The sequence below is a fragment of the Agrilactobacillus yilanensis genome (genome assembly GCF_003946725.1).
Taxonomy (GTDB): domain Bacteria; phylum Bacillota; class Bacilli; order Lactobacillales; family Lactobacillaceae; genus Agrilactobacillus; species Agrilactobacillus yilanensis.
The window spans coordinates 188,628-209,875 of the sequence record NZ_RHOY01000002.1 but is presented as its reverse complement, the minus strand read 5'-3'; the positions used below and the strand labels follow the sequence as shown (position 1 = coordinate 209,875).

Genomic DNA, 21,248 nt, shown 5'->3' with positions numbered 1-21,248 from the left:
GTCAAACCAGTATTGTATCCGTTCTTTGAGTTGACGATCCTGAGCTTCTCAAGTCGTTACTTGGCGTTTGAGGCCCTTATAATACGCTTGTCGGCTAACGCTAACGACTGTCAGTAGCCTAGCTACTGCACCATGTTTTCCTTGACTAACTTCTCTGATTGCGGCGTAAGCTAGTCGACGTTGTTGCGTCACCCCCTGCGCTGAAGTTCTAGAAATTTTTTTACAAAAGCTTCGACGAGCTCTTTGTCTTCAAGTTCAGCTTCCAGCTGGCGAATTCGAAGATTTGCTTTTTCAAGATCTGTCAGTTCAGATTGATCCTTGTGATGACCCCGGTTATCCACAAGGCCCGCATAACCGCTGGCTTTAGCCTTGAGTACCCAGGAGCGTGCTTGTTGATATGAGACCTGAAAGTGTTCAGCTGCCTCTGTATATGAGTGCTTCTGGTTAGTCACATATTCCACAACTTTAATGCGTTCTTCGAAGGTAGTTTTTCGACTCATAATAGGGACCTGCTTTCTGGACGGCGACGCCGTCAAAGGTTTATCCCCATTGTACTTGTCGACCCAATTTTTTGCTTGCGCTGCTCCACGAAGTCCATACCGAAGTGCTAGCTCAGTGTATGTTCCTTCACCGTTAAGATATGCATAGACTACAGTGAGCTTTAGTTTCTTAGTGTAATGGTTGTTCTTCTGAGCTTCCTTCAGGCCATCAATACCATCACGAAAATATCGATCTCGCCAACGTTCTAGTGTATCGTACCTAATACCGTGACGATTAGCGACTGCTTTTAAGTCATTACTTGACTGAACCAGTTCCTCTAAAATTGCCAATTTCTCAGATGCTGTGTGTTTAGATCTGGGCATACAAAAATCCCGCCATAGTCGTTAGATGAATTATTGTATTTCATCTGTCAACCATAAAGGGATTATCGCATATAGATGTTAGGCAAGTTAATAATTTAATAAGTGTTCTATAAAAAATGATTATAGGTGGTGAAAAGTGTGCTGCATAGTTTTAAAACATCGTTGAATTGGTGATTTAATAACGATTTATCATACTTATCTATGTTCCACGTGAAACTTTATCAAGTGTATTTCTAAACCGTTGAGGTAGAACATAAAGTATAAGTTATACAAAATGTACTTTTAATTGATGCTTATTAGGCATTGATGCTATGAGTTAATAGTATTATACGAATGCCGAATAATGTTGTAGGCTGAACTTAGCAAATTAAAGGAGCTTACAAAATGCAAAAAATTTTAATTCTTGGCGCTTATGGCCAAATTGCTAGATTGGTTTTACCACGATTATTGGCTGAAACTCAAGACCAAGTGACGTTGTATCTTAAAAATAGTCAACGATTAACAAATCCAGCACCTGATCGTGTTCGGATTATTGAAGGTGATGTAAATGATTTTGCAACTTTAAATCAGGCGATGGTAGGACAGGATATTGTTTATGCAAATTTAGGCGGTAAATTTGAGCCGATGGCGGGTAATATTGTTAAAGCGATGACCGAAAATCAAGTTACTCGATTGATATATGTCACTGGATTGGGCTTATATCATGAAGTCCCGGGTGAATTTGGTCGTTGGGTAGAAGAAACGGTTACGAAACCGGTGATGGATGATACCCGGCGGGCTGCAGCTTTGATTGAGAATACCACATTAAATTATACAATTATCCGAGCGGCCTATATGGACGATCAGCCTGAGATTGACTATGAGTTAACTGAGAAAGGCACACCATTCAAAGGGACGGTTGTTTCTAGAAAGAGTGTTGCGGACTTTATTATGACTGTTTTAAAACAACCAACGCAATATGAATTTGCCAGTGTGGGTATTTCAAAGCCAGGGACCGATGGCGATCGGCCGATGTACTAATTTAGATAGTTAAAAAGCAGTTGCATTTTTGCAACTGCTTTTTTAGGTTATCTCTTTTGGTTTTCATAAATTTGTTTAGGTGGGACTGTTGCTGTTGGCATTGGCGCTTTGAAGGTCATTAGCTTGGTGATGATAAAACCGGCAAAGAGGCCAACAAGCATAAATGGTAGAAAATCTAGGCCAATATTAAAAAGCGGAATGGCATGACTGGCCCAGGCATCAATTGCTTTAAAGGGTGCAAGGTTAGCAAAGATAGGTGGTAGATTATGAATTAAATCTAAAATTGCTGGAATGAATGTTAAAAGAATCGTGCTTTTATAAATAATTTTTTGTTGACCGATAAGGGGATGCAATAGACCTAGAATAATTAAGGCAATGGCCAATGGGTAAAGAAAACTTAAGATTGGTGAGGAATATAAAATGATTTGATCCAAGCCGAAGTTGGCGATTAAAAAGGCACCGATAGAGGTTAAGGCTAAGAAGAAATGGTAGCCTAATTTAGGAAAACGTCGGCCCCAATCTTGGGATAAAGAAGTGATTAGACCAACGCAAGAGGTGAGGCAGGCCAGCAAAGTAACGGCACCTAAAATCGCTGTACCAGCAAGGCCAGTGTAGTGACTCATGATTTGAGTAAAAGCAGTCCCACCGTTATCGCTAAGTTGGGTATATTGCAAACTTGAAGCACCAAGCGCGATTAAAAAGATATAAACGATGGCTTCAATCCCCATACTCAAGGCGCCAACTTTAGCAACGGCTTTAGACCGAGCTTTACTATTATTCATCCCGAAGAGTTTCAAAGCGGTAATAATGGTAACACCAAAACCTAAACCTGCTAAGGCATCCATGGTGTTATAACCTTGTAAAAAGCCATTAACTAATTGACCGGTAGCTTGATGCGCTTGCGGTAAAAGGGCGATATTACGTAAATCACCTTTAATAATGAAAGCGACAAAGAAAATAGCGGCTAATAGAATTAATAAAATTGGATTTAGTAATTTACCAATGTAATTGGTGATTTTACTTTCGTTATAGGCCATGAGATAGGCTGCACCGAAAAATAAAAGTGAGAAGATGAGTAGGCCACCGTGTTCCCAACCTTTTGGTAAAAAGGGCTGAATACCAATGGAAAATGTAACGGTGGCTGTTCTAGGTGTAGCGACTAATAAGCCTAAGGTTGCATGCGTTAAGATCATGAAGAATAAGGCAAATTTTTTACCAGCGGGTCGGGCTAAATCGTACATACTATTGCTGCGGGTTACGCTGATGGCTAAAATAGCTAACAACGGTAGTAAAATAGCGGAAAGTAAAAAGCCAATGGCCGCAGCGGACCAGTTACCATTACTTAATTGACCTAAATGGATGGGAAAGATTAAGTTGCCGGCGCCAAAGAATAAGCCGAATAATAGGGAACCTAAAATTAAATATTGTTTTTTCGTGAGTGTATTTTCCATAATAAAACCTCCGATTTTGGGTAACAAAAAACGCCCTTAGCTAAAATTGCTAAGGACGTGGATAGACGTGTTACCACCTTAATTTCTGACTACTTCACAGTAATCAGCTCGATCAGTACGGCCGTAGATGCGCTGTCTAAGGCGATACTGTATTGCTGTAATGGGCGCATTCCCAGTGACCATTTCAAAAATTGTCATAGCCACGACTTGTAGATTACCTTCACACAACTTTGGATTGCCTGGTCTCATTTTTACAGGCTCCCTGTAAATCCTTAGGGGTGTTACTCTTCTACGCATTGTCTTTGTTGCATTAAGATTATGTTTATAATCATAATTAAAAATAAATAAATGTCAAGCTTTATTTCAAATTTAATTTTAATCTAGAAATTTTATAAAGAAAAAATAATTAAGGAATAACTTATACTTTAATTTAATAATCCTTTAATATCAGTGATAAATAACAAAAGACACTCTGTTCTAAAATTAGAATAATGAGTGTCTTTTCATTTTTAGATTAATCAAATAAGTTCCGTGCTTTTGTATAATTAAAAACTGGTCCGTCTAAACAGACGTAAGTGTCGTTAATTTTACAATGACCACATTTACCAATGGCACAAGACATTCGCCGTTCAAAGGAAACCCAAATTTTTTCTGGGGCCGCACCTTCTTGTAAACAGGCTTTAGCAGCTGCGGCCATCATAATGGGTGGGCCAACGATGGCAATGTTGTAATCGTCAAAGTCCGCAAAGGGCACATTTTGGATATATTCTGTCACAAATCCTTGACGAAAACCGGGGGCAGCTTCCGTGTCTAAGCAATAAGTTGTTTGAAACGCGGAGGCAAACTTTGGTAGTTCATCAGCGTAAATAACGGCGTCTAAATTTTTGAAACCAGCCATAAAATAAACATTCTGACAAATTTCTGGGTGCTGGACAAAATGATTTAGGAGTGGCCGAACAGGCGCAATCCCGGTCCCACCGGCGATAACAACTAAATTTTTATTTTCAAAATCAGCCACAGGAAAGCTATTACCGTAAGGGCCACGCATAAAAAGTGTATCATCTTTTTGTAAACCGAAGATGCCTTCAGTAAGCCGGCCAATTTTACGAATGGTGAAATCCACATAGCCTTGACCTTTGCCGCTGACAGAAATAGGGGCTTCACCAACTTTAGGTATAGAAAGCTGGAAGAACTGATTATAATCGATGGGTTGATTATAGGCAACTCGAAAAGTGTATTCCGCGTTGGTTTCTTTTAAGACAGCTAAAATTTTATGGGGTTTTGGTAACATAATATTTTCCATTTATTTCACCACCGTTTCGTTTTTAGCTTGATTAAATGCATCATGAAAGCCATTGATTGTGTCCAAAAAAGAGATATCTTTTGGACATTGTTGGGTGCAGCGGCCGCAGCCAACACACATATTTTCAGTACTAAAACGCTGTTTATAATCATAAACTTTATGCATTGTTTTAAAACGCATGTTGTCTCCAGGGGTTTTACGAACGCGGTTGCCACCTGCGGTCATGGTGAAACTGTCTAGCATACAAGACGACCAAACTCGGCGGCGTTCGCCATCAAGACTCGTTTCATCATAAATAATATCGGTTGTGTCAAAGCACGTACAAGTTGGACAGACTGTGTTACAGCCACCACAGCTGATACAGCGGTCATTAAAGGTCTGCCAGTAGTCTAAATGTCCCGCCAATTGAGCTTGGGCTTGATTTTGAATTTTGGGTAGGTGTGCTTGACCTTTGTTTTTAGTAATAAAAGTTGGTACAAAATCTGTTGTCGGCTGGTGCTTAAAATCACTGAGAAATAGCGGATCTTTAACGGCCATCACAACATGATCTGTTTTAAATTCAAGGGCTAAGTTATAATGATCCGTTTGGTTCGTCTGCATTGAAACACAAAAACAATTCTCATAGCTTTCGGTACAGATCATCATCACAATTTTTACTTTTTCCCGCAGGCGTTGATAGTAACTATCCGGTGCGCCGTTGTGCATAAAAATAGTATCCGTCCGCTTTAAAGCGTTAATATCACAAGGATGCATAAAGATCAAAAAATCTTTATCGTCGTCTAAAGTACTTTCGGTAACGTTATTTTCGTTAAAGTAAAATAGTGTCTGCATGATGGGATAATAAATTTCTTTAGCTGAAAAATCAGATTGGCGGTCGTAGACAATATCAGCCAGCTGAGTCACTGCCCCAAAGCGAACCATGGGCTGTTGCTTGGCATTACGATTAGTCGTAAATGTTGGGGCATAGACGTGATAGCGTTGTTGCCATTTAGCCAATAGTTGATCAAAAGCGGCGTTGGTCAATTTAAAACTTTGAGTGGTTGCGGTGGGGCGCTGTAAAGTGGCCAAAATTTTAGCATCTTCTGCTAAAAAGCCAGCGGTGAGCAGGGCGACACCTTGATAAAAATTAGTGCGGCTATAGGTTTGAACGTCCTCTAGAAATTGTGGCGTCCAGTTTAATAAGTGTTCGTTCAAAAAAGTAGTTTGCTGGGCTAAGTCAGGTTCGGCAACATCACATAAATGAGCCATAAATTTTAATTCCATAGCAATGTGATCTTCTTTAATATCGGCCATTTCGGTAGCCATTACTAAGCCGTTGGCACGATAGATTTTAGTCACGTTTTCCCAAGCGGCTTGCAAGACTAATTTCTCGTCACTTGTATAGACAGATTCATAAGGAAAAGCAGCGTTACCTTTTGTTTCACCGGCACCTAAGAAAGTTTTGGCGTAGTCACTGGCTAAATCATCGGCCATTTCGGCCAGGGGCTGTTGGGCAAAGTAAGCTTTGAGCTGTTGATAGCCCGCTTGCATTTGCGGATTTTGTTCTGCGGTGGGATAGGTGAGGTGTGCGAGCTGTTGAATGAATTTGGGTGAAAGTTCTTTTTCGTAAAGTCGAGCTAAGAGCTGATAGAAGGCTTTTCGATTTGCCATTAATTTCGCAGTTGTCATTTTTGCTTCCCCCTTCGCACGCTGACGCATTCTTGTGGTAGGATATCTAGCCAATCATCATTTTTTAAAATATATTTAACCGCTGGGCCATTGCCAAAATCTCGCAGATTGTAAACATTTGCTTCACCGGCGTCAGCTAGCAATTTGGAAACGTCGCTTTCAGGATCATTTAAATCGCCCACATGTAAAGCGCCACCAGAACAATTTTTAACACAGGCGGGGGCATTACCTTGTTGACGGCTTTGGGCACAAAGATCACATTTATCTGAAACATGACGTTCTTCGTTAAAGCTGATGGCTTCATAAGGGCAAGCGCGGACACAACTTTTACAACCGATACATTTTTCTTGGTCGATTAAGATGACCCCGTCTTCAGGATTGACGTGGCAAGCGCCTGTGGGACAAACGGCAACACAAGTTGGATTTTTACATTGTTGACACATTGCGGGCAAAAAATACATTTGAATATTTGGATATTCGCCCGTGGGTCCGATTTCTTTAATTAAGGTTCGATTGGTTCCCAGACCAAGATGGTTTTCAAGTTTACAGGCAATTTGACAGCCTTTACAGCCAATACAGCGATCGGCTTCAACGACAAATGCAAGTTTTTTCATAGTTGGGCTCCTTTCGTGATATCCGGCGTAGCTTCGGCTGATTTTGGCAAGAAGGCTTTGAATTCTTTTGGTTCTAACCAAATACCTTCTGGAGCACCTTCTTTAGCTTTGTAAACTTTGACTAAGTAAGCCCGCAAAGTATAAGTTCCGAAAACGTCATTGTATGGCCCTTGAGAACGGGCTAAGACGTTAACATTCATTTCTTGCCAGCCATGGGTTTTAGTATTTAATGTTTCAGGATTCCAGAAACGTTCCATATAAACAGAACCTGGATTGATACCGGTTGTAAGATGGGCAATACCCCGAACTTTGCCTCTTAAAGATTCGACCCAGACCCAATCGTTATCAGCGACGCCGTATTTTTGAGCAGCTTGGGGATGGATCCATACTTCAGGCGCTGGATATAGTTCCCGAGTCCAAGCGGTATTACGTAAGGTGCCATGATGATAATAAGGTACCCGGCCATTGGTCATGACTAATGGATATTCTTCGGCTAAATCATTGCCAAGTAAAGGACTTTCATAAGGTTCTTCATAATAGGGCAGCGGTGAATAATCTTTAGAAGCCGGTGGTAGCGCACAGTGGCTATAGGGCTGTCCGGTACGGCCTAGGGTAATCATTCGTTCTAAGTAAAGTTCGCACTTTTTAGACGGTGTTGGAAAGCCTTTTGGTAAACCGGTTTTTGGATCTGGCTGTTGGTAAACATAGTAACTGCGGTAATCTGCTTCAGACATGTACTCGATTGGCGCCTCTTTTTTCAGCTGCTCCCAAGTGAACGGGGTATCTTTTAAGTTAGCATTTAATAATTCAGACATGTTGTCCCAATAAGGCAGGTCATCCCCCATATAAACTGGATCAAAGGCCTTTTGACAGCCTTCGTGACCTAATTGGGCGCAGCGTTTTGCTAACTTAGACCAAATAACGGTTTCATCAATGGTTTCCCAGACATGTGTGACCGATTGACGCGCCATCAATTTGTTACAAGATTCAACGATCATATCGGTTTCAAGCCATTCCTCAGTAGGTAAGAGCATATCTGCATAAGCTGAAAACGAAGTGGGGTACATATACATATGGACAATAAAATCAACTTTTTCAGTGGCTTTAGCCCAGCGTTTACTATCGGCTAAATTGACAAGCTTATTTCCTGAACGTTCCAGCCAAACCCGTAATGGGTAGGGATCACCGGTTTCAATGGCATGTAAAATACTAGGGGCATGTCCTGCAAGCCACATGTGTAGGCCTTTATGTTCGATAGTACCTAGCCGTTTTTTCAGTTGGGCATCGGGTAATTTAGCAGGTGCCGGTGGGACACAATAACCGATCATATTAGTGGCACCAGCTGTTCCAAAGCGCTGCAACAAAGCACCAGGACGTTCCACATCACCCATTAACAAATCGATGATCCCAGCGGCCATAGCTGCTTGTGCAGAGTTTGGAGATTGATCCGTCGCAACCCCTAAGCAAAGACCGCCGGGCATATTATCGGTAAAAGTCCGGATGGCTGCTTCAATTTTGTCCTTTGGCAACCAACAGATTTTAGCGGCTTTTTCTAAAGTATAGTCAGCTACCGTTTCTTTCAAACATTGAAAACCAGTTTTGTAAGTGACACCGTTAATAACATAAGTGCCTTCTAAAGCAACATCCAAATCGTCGTTGTAAGGATAAGGCAGCGGCTGTGCAGAATTTGTTTTTTCATCCCACACCATAAAAGTATCCGGTTGATCTGGAGCGGTGCTAGTTTCCGCCCGCCAAAGCAGATTTGTTTCAGTATTTACAAGATAAGGTAAATTGGTCCAGCGGAGGACAAAGTCATGATCGTACAGATTATTTTCAATAATATAACGAATCCAAGCAAGTTCTAAGGCCACATCTGAACCAGGGCGAATAGGCAGCCAGACATCCGCTTTGGCAGCATCAGGTGTCATGCGCGGATCAATCACAACAGTTTTAATACCTTGGGCCCGTAAATCGACTAAAGCACTGCCACCAGAAGCAGGGCTGGAGTAAGAAGGATCAGCGCCCCATAAGACGAGGGATTTCATTTTAGTTGTTTTTGGAAAATAAATTTCTTGGGCATTAGAATCTGCAATACTCGCATTTGTACCGCCATACATCATGTCATAGACACACATTCTTGGCAGATAGCATTGGGCACAGCCTGGTTCAAACCAATTTGGTGTCCCAAAAATATTACAAAATCTAGAAATACTCCAGAATTCAGGATTTCCACCGCCACCAGTGGAACAAAAAACACTTTCAGCGCCGAAATCTTGACGGGCCGCCATTAATTTATGGGCAATTGTATCGATGGCCGTATCCCATGAAATCCGTTTCCATTTATTTTCACCCCGTTGCCCTACCCGGACTAAAGGATATTTGTTACGATTAGGATTATATAACGCCTGAATACCAGATAGGCCTTTCGCACACATATGGCCTTTACTCATAGGATCTTCAGGATTACCTTCCAGATGAACCACGCGGCCATTCTTGACAGTGGCGAGGACCCCACAGTTAGAAATGCAAGCACGACAGGCTGTTTTGATAATTTGAACATTATCGGTTTGATCGTCTAAAGCTGTTTTTGTGGCTGTTTTAAAAGTACAACTTTGATCATCAGTTAGCGTTAAGCCATTGGCAATATCAGTGGCCGCTAAAAAATCTGTAGTAGACATGAACAGCGCCTCCTTCATAATAGACATACAAAAGTACATAAGTGTTTATGTGATAGTAATCACATAAAATATTTTATAAATAATAGCTATAAGTAAGTTACAATTTGATTATAGCAATAGATAATATGGATATATGTAAAACTAAGAATTACTAAGACGGTATATTTGTGTATTTATTCACTTGATGATGTACCATCATAAAAAGGCTTGCTTTTTAAAATTGGTGAAAAGATATCATTGAATCCATTTTAAAAACTAGTTGAGAATGGCTTTCAAATAGAATTTGATTTTGGTTATGCGAGATTTTTGTGTCCTGCAAATTGATATAAAAAAATAGCCGATGGAGACGATAAAATGGATTTTGATCGTTTAGCAGAATTTATTACAGTTGTAGAAGCTAAAAGTTTTACCCAGGCTGCCCAACAGTTAAAGGTAAATCCGGCAACTTTGAGCAGTCGCCAGAAAAGTTTTGAACGCAGTTTAGGATTTACATTATTTACCTATGAACATAGTCAGTTGCAATTAACAACAGCTGGTGAAAATTTTTACCATAATGGCCTTAAAATAAATCAGACGTATCAGGCTTTAAAAAGTAATATGTTGGCCACAACGCGAGATAGACTGACACAACTGCGTATAGGCGTCGTTGGTTCAGAAATACCTAACGTTTTGCAAGCTTTTTTTGCAGGTTTACAGACCCGCTATCCGCATACAGCCTTTAAATTTTTAGATGATCAAGCCTATAGCATTCGTACAGGATTGTTAACCCATCAAGTAGATTTATTTTTAGCACCGGTAACCGCAACCTTTAAGGCCCAGGGGTTACAGCGTTTTCCGTTAATGAAGCTACAGCCGCAAGTTTTATTGCCAGCAGACCATGGTTTGACGCAAGGGGCAACGGTTGATTTGAATCAGTTAGCCGGGGCGACTTTTTTAAGCTATCCCACGACAAAAGAAACTTGTATTCAAGATTTTCAAAAACAAATCCTTGATAAAACGATAATAAATTACACTTTAAATACGGGGCAAAACAGTGTGCGTTTTTATAAAAATTTAGTGATGATGCAAAAACAGATTTTAATTTATCCGGGACATTTCACTTATTTACCGTTAGGCTGTGTTGCGCGGCCGTTAATAACCACAGAACAACCGGTTTATACGTTATTTATGGCGGCGGAGAAGATTACGCCAGAAATCATGCACTTTAAGGATGATTTGATAACCTTCGTTAATCGAGAAAGTGGGCAAAATGATGGATACTGAAGGCTTATATGAGTTTTTGATTCTTTCCAAAACATTAAATTTCAGTAAAGCAGCAGATATTTTATATCTTTCACAATCAGTTTTGTCCCGGCATATTAAAGCGTTGGAACAAACTTTTGAAGTACCGTTATTTATGCGTTCCACCCACGGCGTTCAATTGACAGAGGCCGGTGAATTATTGGCCAGGCAGGCAACTGTATTAATGGATGAATGTGATCATGCGCGTTTTGTTAGTGCACTGTCTGCTCAAAATAAGCGACAAGTTGTTCGCGTGGGCTGTGTGTTGGAACTTGCTTATTTATCATATATTCAAAATTTGATAACGCACTTTCGACAGCAGTATCCAGATATTAAATTGACGATTACAGTGTTAACCGCGGGGACACCAGAAAGTTTAATTGATGCCAATTTGTATGATATTATTTTGACACCGTGTGAATTTATTAGTACAGCATCTCAAGTAAAAATGCATTTTATTCAGAGTTATCCAGTCAGTGTGGCCCTTTATCCAGGGCATCGATTATTAACGGAAAACTTGTTGTTTGCCAAAGATTTAATTGGCGAGCAACTGCTAGTACCGTTTGCCCATGAATTATTCGGCCCCTATGCCCGTAACTGGAAGGTGATTGAAAAAGCAACAAATCAGCGGGTCGTAGGTTTAAAAATGGACAACTTAGCAACGGCCTTATTTGAAGCGGCCGTGGGTCACGGGGTAGTGCTTGTGCCAGATTTTATTAAACCTATCGCTCCAGAAAGTTTGAAATTTGTTGCCTTAGCAAATAAGTATTGTCGTTATGGGGTGTACATTTATTATGATGGCCGACAAAAAAACCAAGGTGCGCAACTTTTCTTTGAAGCTTGTCGACGGACCTCAGATAATTAGCCACGATTTATTTAGGAAAAACGTAAAAATCCAAATGGAAATGATAGCCGTCAGCCTAGTGTGCCACAACTTTTCTGACGATGAAGTTAAATAAAGTATAAAAGATACCGTAATTAATTTAGAGATAAGTTATATTTAAACTAATTCACGAATAACTTATACCGTTAAAATTTAAGGTATAAGTTATTCATTTAATATTTATTGCCAATTAGCACCTTAGGCGGTTTTCATTTTAAAATTTTAAAAAAAAGGGGTCACTTTCGTCAGGTGTTATTCGAAATATTTAGGGAAGCTGTTAAAAATACGTGCAAGTTATCACTGACTATTTATTAAATGGATAGGTTGTTATATAATTGACTGATAATCTTTCTCAATTACAATTGTATTTTATATTGTGAAAGATTAAATTGTATGCGTTTTAATTGTACGTTGTTTTAAAATTAATGTATCAAGATAGATCGGAGGATAAACTATGGCAGCAATTATGGAAGCTGATAATATTACTGCTGGCTATGGGCGCCGTGTCATTATTGATCATCAGACTTTAACAATTCCAGCTGGAAAAATTACCGGTTTGATTGGCCCGAATGGTAGCGGCAAATCAACGCTGTTTAATGTTTTGAATGGTTTTGAAAGTCCGATGAGTGGGGATATAAAACTATTTGGTGAACCGATTAGCCAGTTTTCACATCGAAAACGTGCACAAAAAATCGCCTGTCTGCCGCAGCAACCGGCTGCCGCAGCGGGTATTACGGTTTCGGAATTGGTTTCATATGGCCGGTATTGTCATCGTCGAGGGTTAAATCGGTTATCCAAAAAAGACCATCAAATCATTGACGAGGCGATTACAGCGGTTCATCTGGATGAGTTCAAAGAGCATATCGTCTCGAATTTATCTGGTGGGCAACGGCAGCGGGCATTTGTGGCGATGACGTTAGCTCAAGATAGTCCAATTATGATGTTGGATGAACCAACCACTTATTTAGATTTGACAAATCAGTTAGATATTTTGAATTTATTAAAAGATTTAAACGAAAACTATCATAAAACGATTATTGTGATTTTGCATGATCTTAACCAGGCGGCCCAATATTGCGACCATTTGATTTGTCTGGTGGATGGGGAAATAAAGGCGACAGGCAATCCCACTGATGTCATTACATCTGATGTTTTAGCCGATATTTTTAAAGTCCGTGCCGATATTATTTATGATAAGTGTACAAACTGCCCACAAATTTTAAATTGTCAGTCTTTGGCTGGTAGTGGCGGATGAGTCGGACAAAAAATGGGATGCTCTGGTTGATTTTAGTGGGACTTTTAGGCCTAGGTATCGTGTTAAATGTTTTAGGTGGTCCAAAGTGGTATAGTTTATCGCAACTCTGGCAGCCCAGCAGTCAATTAATTCATGATGTCATTTGGACCATGCGCATTCCGCGGATGTTGGCCAGTGTCTTTGTAGGTATCTTATTAGCGATGAGCGGTGCTTTATTGCAGACGATTTCCCGTAATCCTTTAGCCGATCCTTCTATTTTAGGAATTAATGCCGGGGCGAACTTAGCCTTGATTATTGGCGGGGTTACGGGGATTGCTTTGAGTATTGCAAATACAGTTTGGTTAGCGCTTTTAGGTGCCGGCTGTGCATTTTTAATTGTTATCTTTTTGTCCATGAGCAAAAATGGCTTGGACCCATTACGTCTGATTTTGGGCGGCACAATTTTTTCAGGTTTTGTCAGTTGTATTTCCTTTGCGGTAAGCATGATTACCAATACAACACAACAATTTAAGAATTTGTTAGTCGGCGGCTTTAGCGGGGTAAATTATCAGCAAGTTTTGTTACTAGCGATCGTTACCGTAATTGTTTTAGCTGGAGTCACTGCTTTTCGTACAGGTTTTACCTTGTTGGCAATGGATGAAAAAACAGTTGAAGGCTTAGGTATTTCAGTTCGCACGCTCTGGCTATTCGCAGCAATTTTTGTAATTTTGGCAGCTGGTGCCAGTGTAGCGGTTGGTGGCAATATTGGTTTTGTTGGTTTAGGTATTCCGCAATTAATTAACGTTTTGCATCCCGGTTCGTTTAAACAGAATATCGGCTTAACGGCAGTTGCTGGTGGGACGTTCATGGTCTTTGCGGATTTATTTGCGAAGACAGCGGTTGCAGGCATTGAGTTGCCGTTAGCGGGGCTTAGTGCATTAATTGGCGGCTGCTTACTATTTGCCATTGTGGCTTTTGGACGGCAGGTGGCCCGCTCATGAAACGACAAATGAAACTTTATGTTGGGCTGATCAGCGCTGCCGTGATCCTTATTGTGGCTAGTTTATGTTTACTAGCGGTTGGCGATATTCAGCTCAGTTTTGGTCAAGTCTTTAAGACACTGTTGGGCGATCGGTCAGATAATATCGCAAATATCGTTGTTTGGCAGTTTCGGTTTCCTAATTTATTAGCGGCTTTGATTACCGGCGGGGCGTTGGCAGTAAGTGGTTTAATTTTACAAACGTTAACGCGAAATCCATTGGCAGATTCTAGTATTTTAGGGATCAATGCCGGGGCCAGTTTAGGTGCCGTTGTTCTTTTGAGCGTAGCTAGCCGCATTGGATTGACGGATACGAGTCAATGGCTGCCGTTTTCGGCATTAATTGGCGCATTGATTAGTGGTTGTTTGGTGATGTTAGTGAATCGGCAAGGCTCTCCTATTCGTGTGTTGTTGGGGGGCGTGGCGTTAACTTCTGCTTTAAATGGGATTATCTTGATGCTGGAATTACAGATGAATCGTTTTAATTTTGAAAAAATTCTAGTTTGGCTGAGCGGCAGTTTTTGGAATAAAGATACCGCTTTTCTACTTAAAAATGGGGCCGTTGCCCTTGTTTTATTGATCGTAGTTATTTTCTTCATACCCGTTTTAAATAGTTTTACATTAGGTACCAAAATGGCGTTAGGTATTGGGGTTAATGTTAAAACTACGCAACGAATTTTGCTGTTGCTGGCGGTAGGGTTAGCAACCGTCGCCATTTCAGTTGGTGGTGCCATTAGTTTTGTTGGGCTGATGGCGCCGAATATTGCCAAACGTTTCATGGGCGAACGGATTCAGTACTTACTACCCATGAGTTGGCTTTTAGGCAGCTGTATTATGGTCTTGGCAGAATTTGTGGCTGTTAATGGCTTTGGTAATGCCGAGTTGCCAGTGGGCTTAGTCGTTGCGGTGATCACAATGCCATATTTTATTTATCAATTATTTACACAAAAGACGCAGACCGTTTAAGCGTTTAATATAGATTAGGGAAGAGGATTACAGATGAATTCACATAAGAAAACACTTTTTGTTGCACTTTTTGCAAGTTTGATGGCACTTTTTGTAGCTAATTTAGGACAGGCACAACCGGTTTCAGCAGCTAGTACCCGGACAATTAAAGTGGCCGGTACAAAATATAAAATTCCTAAAGATCCTAAGCGGATTGTAACCAATGTGTATACCGGGGATGTTTTAACAGTCAAAGGAAATGTCGTTGGGGCAACATCAATTGATTTGAAGAGTCCTTATGTTACTAAAAAGCAAAATAAAAAGATTAAGAATCTTGGTTTGAATTTGAAAGCAGAAGCTGTTTTGAAATTAAAACCAGATCTGATCATTACGAGCAATGAAACAGATGTTAAGAATTTGAAGAAAATTGCACCAGTTGTTTATATTCCTTATGGTTCTACAGGGAATATCAAAGCAACCGTTACAGAATTTGGCCGTATTTTAAATAACCAAAAAGAAGCTAAAAGTTGGCAGAAGAAATTTACTAAGGAAGCTACCAAACAACAAAAACGTTTGAAAAACGCTGGTATTGATCCAAGTCAAACGACAGTAGGCTTGTTCGATATGCAAAGTGGGAAAGTCTATATTGACGGTGCTAAATGGGGCCGTGGCGGTCAAGCTTTAGTTACAGGTTTAGATTTCCAATTAACCGATGCAGCTAAAAAGATTGACAAAGGTGCTGGTTATGAACAAGTTTCTTTGGAATCACTAGATCAATATGGTGCGGATTGGATTTTCTTTTCTAATACAGAGACCACTAAAGGCAGTAACGACAGTGCGATTAAAGATTTAAAGGCAAACCCAGTTTGGCAAGGGTTAGATGCGGTTAAAAATGATCATGTTGTTCAATTACCATTTAACAATGTTTATTATTTTGATGGCAATGCCGTTTATCATCAAATGAAATTGATTACAGATGCGATGTTAAAACAAGTTAAATAAATTTTAACGACCAAAAAAACGAATCCCGAAAAATGGGATTCGTTTTTTTTTGAATGTCAAGACTTGTATTAACGAACGTGTGTTTATATAATAAAGTAACGAACTAATGTTTGTGGATGCTTTAAACCGACTCAAAGAAAAAACGGGCGCCAGCAATAACATGAAAATAAATTAATAGCTCACAAATTTCTGGTTGCAACCGACGGACAATCGCGATTTTTCCAGAACTTAAATGTTTGGTCATGATGTGGGGTAAATGCGTCGGGGTATTGGGAACGTCCGCTTTTAAAACACCGCAGGCGACTAAATAGCGATTATAGTCCCTTTTAAAAATAGTCCGTTTTTCAGGTGTTAAATGCGGTGGTTTGCCCCAATTTCGCATGAACTGAATCACTTGCAGCCGCAAGCTCTGATTTGAATCAAATTCATCTGTTTGCCGGAAAAATTCAGCCATTGTGAAGGCGGCAAAGTTGATTTCTTCAGTATTAAGATAGTTTGTAATTGCAGGAATAAAAGGATAGCGCAGCTCTGGACGTTGCACTAAGTTAAAGCGGCCCACATAAACATTGAAGTGTAAATTATAAAAAACCTGAATGAAATCTTGACTGAAACCTTCATTCGTAATTTTATAACGATCATAGCCCAGTGTTTGAGTTAATAGCGCTTGGTCTCTAGGATGCATGCCACCAGAAAGCGTCGTCATCAATAGGCGATCCCAAGTTTTAAGCGGCAATAAGTCCGGTGCTAATTTATAAATTTGCCGCAGCTGTACAGGAGCAGCATTTAAAGTATAACCAGCATTAAACGGCTGGTAAAGGAGTTGTAACGCTTGCACTAAGTGTCCGCCTAAAGAATGGCCGATACCGTAAAAAGTGGCGTCGTCGGGGACTTGTCGCTTTACTAATGCAATGAATTTTTTAGCAACATCAATTTGGGATAACTCCGTGTCTTCCCCTAATAAAATCGCTTGAACATTATAACGCCAGTCGCGATAAGCTTCCACAAGGGCTCTATTCCAACTTTTTAGCGGATTTAGAGAAGTTACATTTGGATCACGATGAAACTCCGTGCCCTTTAAAATAAAGAAAACTTCAGTGTTGCTGTGGAAAGTTAAAATGATGGCATCGGCGGCTAAACCGGTGGGGGCAGCTTCTGGCAGCACATCCCGGGCTGAGATCGTTGTTACTTTTTTAGGTAAAGCCCGCTGATGCTGCCAAGCAAAATATTTATAAATGGCATCCGGTGCCAATTGATTGTCTGTTTTTGTTTGATAAGACATGATTTCATATAGGAACTGCCGGTTTTTAATCAAGGTTCCTGGTATGTAACGTTCAGTTTGCTCTGTAAAATACGTTAGATGGTACTGAAATAATAAGCCGCCGATGGTGATGCCTAAATCTTGCAGACTGGCGCTATCTTCGGCATTGATTTGCGCACAAAAGTCACTGATTTGTTTTGTGAGTTCAGGATCGGAATTGCGCCGGATAATGGTTTTAGGAATGTTTTTCAAGCTATCTAAATAAGATTGTTGGTTGTCATGCCACCGTTGCATCTTTTGGCTAATGAGCGTTCGCGATTCAGCAGGGAAACTATGATCATGTGTCCCTAGGATAGATAGTATTTTTTTAAAAATAAGTTGACGTTGCGTAATATATCCTGGAATTTTAGCTTGAATATGGGCTATTTTAAGTTCAACTTCGTTGTGGTTTTCAGGAATCATTGCCCGCGGGATCAAGCATTTTAAATCAAAATAAGTTCGATCTAATTGATGTGCGAGTTGACATAACTGTGCACTAATTTCTAAATAAAGGTCTAATTGCAAGTGAGTGGACCTCCTATAATTTTACAAATGAAGACTAATATTTAGTTTACAACAGAATAGCCATTTTAGCGATGTTAACTAATGCTTTCTGAAAATAATTCATAAAAGAGGTAAAAAATAGATGTTATTCAAAAAACCGACAGCTGCTGATAATCAAAGTATTAATGACTTAGTGCAACAAGCTTATTCGGCTGCACCACAAAGCTATGATTTAATGACAAGTGCGGCTAAAGCACTCATGGGACCCGAGAGCTTTCAAAACAGCCTAGAGCTGGCGGCCGTCAGCAAAACACAAATTATCGGTTATGGCTTATTGCGGCCGGTGACCATTCGTTCAGAAATAAATTTAGTTACTGGTTTAAATTTAAGTATTTTGGCAGTGCGACCGGCTTATCAAAGACAAGGGATTGGGCAGCAACTTGTGGCGGCATTAGAACAAAATGCGGTGATGGCTGGGTATACCTTTATCACCGTCGTCGGTCAGCCTGATTATTATCAACGCTTGGGCTATATTCCGGCCAGTCAATTTGGTTTAGAAACGCCAGCGGATAAGCCGACAGCGGCCCACTTGCTTAAAGTTTTGGGCCCGAATCAACTGAAGTTTAAGCGAACCATTGGCCAGGATACGGCAGTTTTTGAAAGTTAACGTGGCGCAAAAGTGGTCTTAATTGACGGCACAAGCAGGATATTGATTTTAAAATACCTTAAAAAGCTAATTTAAGAACATCAAGTTTATTTTCAAAAACTTGGTGTTTTTTTGCGGTTTTCAAAAATATTTATAATAAGTAATCTATATTAATCATATTTAAGATAATTAATTACATATAAATGAATAATCAAGGAGTATAAAATTATTGAAAGAATATTATCAACATGATAATATACAAAAGTAGTGAAAGCATTAACAAAAAATTTGGTGAGGAAGTGATTTTTTTTGAAAGATGGGGCTGAAATTACCGCGAGTAAAACACGTCTACAAGGTCAAGATATTAAGATTATTGTAGCCTTAATGGCGGGTTACTCGATGGTTTATATGGATAAAAATATGGTATCTACGGCTATTATTCCGATTGCGAAGCAATTTGATTTTACCACTTCGCAGACTGGTTTAATTATGAGCATGTTTTTTCTAGCTTATACTTTAATGCAGATTCCTGGTGGTTGGCTAGCTGATAAAATTGGTGCCAAAAAGGTACTACTATTATCGCTAGGGATTATTTCAATTTTTTCTTATGCTTTCGGGATGGTCAGTAGTTTGATGTTATTTTTAGCCATTCGTTTTGGGGCTGGTATTGGGCATGGGGGTTATCCATCTTCTTGTTCTAAGGCTGTAGCCGAAAATTTTGATAAAAATAAACGGGTTATGGTCCAATCTGGCATTTTAACGACGTCTGGGATTGGTGGTATTTTAGCATTTACGTTAGGGGCTAATATTATTGCACTGAAGTGGCGTTACGGGTATTTCTTATTAGGCACGCTGTTTTTAATTGCTTTTTTGCTCGTTTTATTTTTGTTACCAAGCACACCGCAAGTTGCATCAACAGCAAAAGCGAAATCAACGGTTAAATTTCGAGAAATTATAACTAATCGTAATGTTTTAATTTTATTTGTAATTATGATTTTGCTCAATATTACGTATTACGGTTCTATGTCTTGGTTACCCAGCTATTTGACTAAGACTTATCAACTTTCCCTTGGGGCAGCTGGTGCGATTTTAGCGGTTAATTCGATTTCCCAAGTCTTTGGCAGTTTTATGACCGGCATGATTCTGTCTAAGTGGTTTGTTGGCAAGCAAAAACAATTCATTTTGATTTGTGCCGTGATTAGTGCCTCGGCCATTATTGCATTGGTGAATATTCATAGTGTGGCGATTTCAGTGGTTTTAGTGGCTATTATTGGGATGGTGACGATTTCAGCGTTTACGGCAACCTTTACTTGGCCCCAACATATTTTTGAACAAGAAGTCATTGGTTCTTCTGTGGGGATTATCAATACTGGTGGTACGTTTGGCGGCTTTTTAGCTCCAATGATTATTGGCGCCTTAGTCCAAGCTAGTGGCGGTAATTTCAAAAGTGGCTTTATTTTATTAGCGGTATCAATTTTACTAGGCGGGTTAGGAACTTTCTTAGTAAAAATTAACAAATAATTTTATATGGAGATGGTTGAATATGACTGAAGTAAAACAGGCAAGTGCCGCGGTTAAAGAAAAACTATACCATTTGATTGATGAAAAAACACAGCGGATGATCGATATTCGGCGCTATTTGCATCAACATCCGGAAGTGTCTTTTGAAGAAAAAGCAACGGGTGCTTATATTGCTAAATTCTATGAAGGTAAGTCCGTAGCCGTTGAAACAAATTACGGGGATGGCTATGGTGTTGTGGTCGTCATTGACTCAGGTCGTCCTGGCAAAACGGTGGCTTTAAGAGCGGATTTTGATGCACTGCCGGTTCAAGAAGAAACCGGTTTACCATATGCTTCTCAAAATAAAGGGGCAATGCATGCGTGCGGTCATGATGGGCATACGGCATATATGTTAATTTTGGCGGAAGCGCTCTATGAAATGCGGGCTGACTTTGACGGCAAAATAAAAATCGTACACCAACCGGCTGAAGAAACACCACCAGGCGGTGCTCGCGGGATGATTAAAGCCGGAGTTTTAGATGGTGTAGATGCAATGTTAGGCGTCCATGCTTGGGCACCAATTCCTTATGGTACGATTGAATGTACAAAAGGGGCAGTGATGGCTGGCCGGTCAAGTATCAAAATGACGATTAAAGGTAAAGGCGGTCACGGCTCTGCTCCCCAATTAGCGAATGATGCTAATGTAGCGGCTTCCTTTTTTGTTGCTGCCGCTCAGACAATTGTTTCTCGTCGCGTGGATCCATTTGAAATGGCAACGTTAACCATTGGTAATTTTGATGGGAAGGGTTCTTTTAATGTTATCAAAGATGCGGTTTATCTCGAGGGGGATGTCCGCTTTATGAAACAAGAGACTTGTGATATTGTTGAAAAGAACTTTAAGCAGATGGTTAAAGGCTTAGAGACGATGTTTGGGGTAGAAGTGGATCTGTTCTACGATACGGATTATCCGGTTTTGAACAATAATGATGCATTAACTGAATTTGTACAGCATTCTTTGCAAACGAGTAATATTGCAGAATTGCAACATTTGGATATGACGCATACAGAATCTGCATCCGAAGATTTTGCATATTTTGCCCAAAAGGTACCTTCAACGTTTATGTTCGTCGGTGAAATGCCTGATGATGGCGTTTTTTATCCGCACCACAGTCCTAAATTTGTAATTAATGAAAAAGCATTGCCACTCACTGCAAAAGCGGTTGGGGCAGCAGCTTTAGATATTTTAGCAAATAAATAGTGTTATAAAAAAGCTGTTGCATCGTCTAAAACGTTATGTTTTAAAGACGGCGCAACAGCTTT

18 protein-coding genes are annotated in these 21,248 nt (G+C 40.0%); 10 read left to right on the top strand and 8 right to left on the bottom strand.

Translation table 11 applies throughout. The features are described 5' to 3' along the window. Positions 1–188 precede the first annotated feature (188 nt). Complete coding sequence (locus tag EKM93_RS02400; protein ID WP_125712687.1) at positions 189–863, bottom strand: helix-turn-helix domain-containing protein; 675 nt, start codon at positions 861–863, stop codon at positions 189–191. Positions 864–1,247: 384 nt separating this feature from the next. Between EKM93_RS02400 and EKM93_RS02395 the strand changes: the two genes are divergently transcribed. Then, positions 1,248–1,883, top strand: coding sequence for an NAD(P)H-binding protein (locus EKM93_RS02395; RefSeq protein WP_125712685.1), 636 nt, complete (start codon positions 1,248–1,250; stop codon positions 1,881–1,883). Between the two features lie 47 nt (positions 1,884–1,930). Here the strand turns inward: EKM93_RS02395 and brnQ are convergent, their stop codons facing one another. The 6 genes from brnQ to EKM93_RS02370 all read right to left on the bottom strand — a co-directional run bounded on the left by brnQ (position 1,931) and on the right by EKM93_RS02370 (position 9,597). Continuing rightward, positions 1,931–3,334, bottom strand: a complete 1,404-nt coding sequence (gene brnQ, locus EKM93_RS02390) for a branched-chain amino acid transport system II carrier protein (RefSeq protein WP_125712683.1) — start codon at positions 3,332–3,334, stop codon at positions 1,931–1,933. Between the two features lie 78 nt (positions 3,335–3,412). Next, positions 3,413–3,583: a hypothetical protein gene (locus tag EKM93_RS13825; protein ID WP_449224254.1), complete on the bottom strand. Its 171-nt coding sequence runs from the start codon at positions 3,581–3,583 to the stop codon at positions 3,413–3,415. A gap of 265 nt (positions 3,584–3,848) precedes the next feature. Next, on the bottom strand, positions 3,849–4,637 hold the full coding sequence (asrB, locus tag EKM93_RS02385; RefSeq protein WP_125712681.1) for an anaerobic sulfite reductase subunit AsrB: 789 nt from the start codon (positions 4,635–4,637) through the stop codon (positions 3,849–3,851). Beyond that, a complete protein-coding gene (gene asrA / locus EKM93_RS02380; protein WP_225423609.1) occupies positions 4,638–6,305 on the bottom strand; it encodes an anaerobic sulfite reductase subunit AsrA in 1,668 nt (555 codons plus the stop codon). Next, complete coding sequence (locus tag EKM93_RS02375) at positions 6,302–6,919, bottom strand: 4Fe-4S dicluster domain-containing protein (protein WP_125712677.1); 618 nt, start codon at positions 6,917–6,919, stop codon at positions 6,302–6,304. Before EKM93_RS02375 ends, asrA begins: the two co-directional genes overlap by 4 nt. Next, positions 6,916–9,597, bottom strand: coding sequence for a molybdopterin-containing oxidoreductase family protein (locus EKM93_RS02370; protein ID WP_225423608.1), 2,682 nt, complete (start codon positions 9,595–9,597; stop codon positions 6,916–6,918). Before EKM93_RS02370 ends, EKM93_RS02375 begins: the two co-directional genes overlap by 4 nt. A 354-nt stretch (positions 9,598–9,951) precedes the next feature. Between EKM93_RS02370 and EKM93_RS02365 the strand changes: the two genes are divergently transcribed. From EKM93_RS02365 to EKM93_RS02340, 6 genes are all read left to right on the top strand, one after another. Beyond that, positions 9,952–10,860, top strand: a complete 909-nt coding sequence (locus EKM93_RS02365) for a LysR family transcriptional regulator (RefSeq protein WP_125712675.1) — start codon at positions 9,952–9,954, stop codon at positions 10,858–10,860. Then, on the top strand, positions 10,847–11,743 hold the full coding sequence (locus EKM93_RS02360; protein WP_125712673.1) for a LysR family transcriptional regulator: 897 nt from the start codon (positions 10,847–10,849) through the stop codon (positions 11,741–11,743). Before EKM93_RS02365 ends, EKM93_RS02360 begins: the two co-directional genes overlap by 14 nt. A gap of 472 nt (positions 11,744–12,215) precedes the next feature. Beyond that, on the top strand, positions 12,216–13,016 hold the full coding sequence (locus EKM93_RS02355; protein ID WP_125712671.1) for an ABC transporter ATP-binding protein: 801 nt from the start codon (positions 12,216–12,218) through the stop codon (positions 13,014–13,016). Next, positions 13,013–13,996 (top strand): FecCD family ABC transporter permease, encoded by a 984-nt coding sequence (locus EKM93_RS02350; protein ID WP_125712669.1) that lies wholly within the window; start codon positions 13,013–13,015, stop codon positions 13,994–13,996. The genes EKM93_RS02355 and EKM93_RS02350 overlap by 4 nt, the downstream gene beginning before the upstream one ends. Continuing rightward, entirely contained in the window at positions 13,993–15,000 is a 1,008-nt protein-coding gene (locus EKM93_RS02345; protein WP_125712668.1) for a FecCD family ABC transporter permease, read from the top strand. Before EKM93_RS02350 ends, EKM93_RS02345 begins: the two co-directional genes overlap by 4 nt. A 33-nt stretch (positions 15,001–15,033) precedes the next feature. Further along, positions 15,034–15,981 (top strand): ABC transporter substrate-binding protein, encoded by a 948-nt coding sequence (locus EKM93_RS02340; RefSeq protein WP_125712666.1) that lies wholly within the window; start codon positions 15,034–15,036, stop codon positions 15,979–15,981. A gap of 121 nt (positions 15,982–16,102) precedes the next feature. On the opposite strand, the gene EKM93_RS02335 is transcribed toward EKM93_RS02340, so the two are convergent. Beyond that, complete coding sequence (locus tag EKM93_RS02335; protein WP_125712664.1) at positions 16,103–17,803, bottom strand: DUF6792 domain-containing protein; 1,701 nt, start codon at positions 17,801–17,803, stop codon at positions 16,103–16,105. Between the two features lie 121 nt (positions 17,804–17,924). On the opposite strand from EKM93_RS02335, the gene EKM93_RS02330 reads away from it, so the two are divergent. The 3 genes from EKM93_RS02330 to EKM93_RS02320 all read left to right on the top strand — a co-directional run bounded on the left by EKM93_RS02330 (position 17,925) and on the right by EKM93_RS02320 (position 21,186). After that, entirely contained in the window at positions 17,925–18,449 is a 525-nt protein-coding gene (locus tag EKM93_RS02330; RefSeq protein WP_125712662.1) for a GNAT family N-acetyltransferase, read from the top strand. A 288-nt stretch (positions 18,450–18,737) separates the two neighbouring features. Further along, complete coding sequence (locus EKM93_RS02325; protein ID WP_225423607.1) at positions 18,738–19,949, top strand: MFS transporter; 1,212 nt, start codon at positions 18,738–18,740, stop codon at positions 19,947–19,949. Positions 19,950–19,971: 22 nt separating this feature from the next. Then, a complete protein-coding gene (locus EKM93_RS02320; protein ID WP_125712660.1) occupies positions 19,972–21,186 on the top strand; it encodes an amidohydrolase in 1,215 nt (404 codons plus the stop codon). Positions 21,187–21,248: the final 62 nt, after the last annotated feature.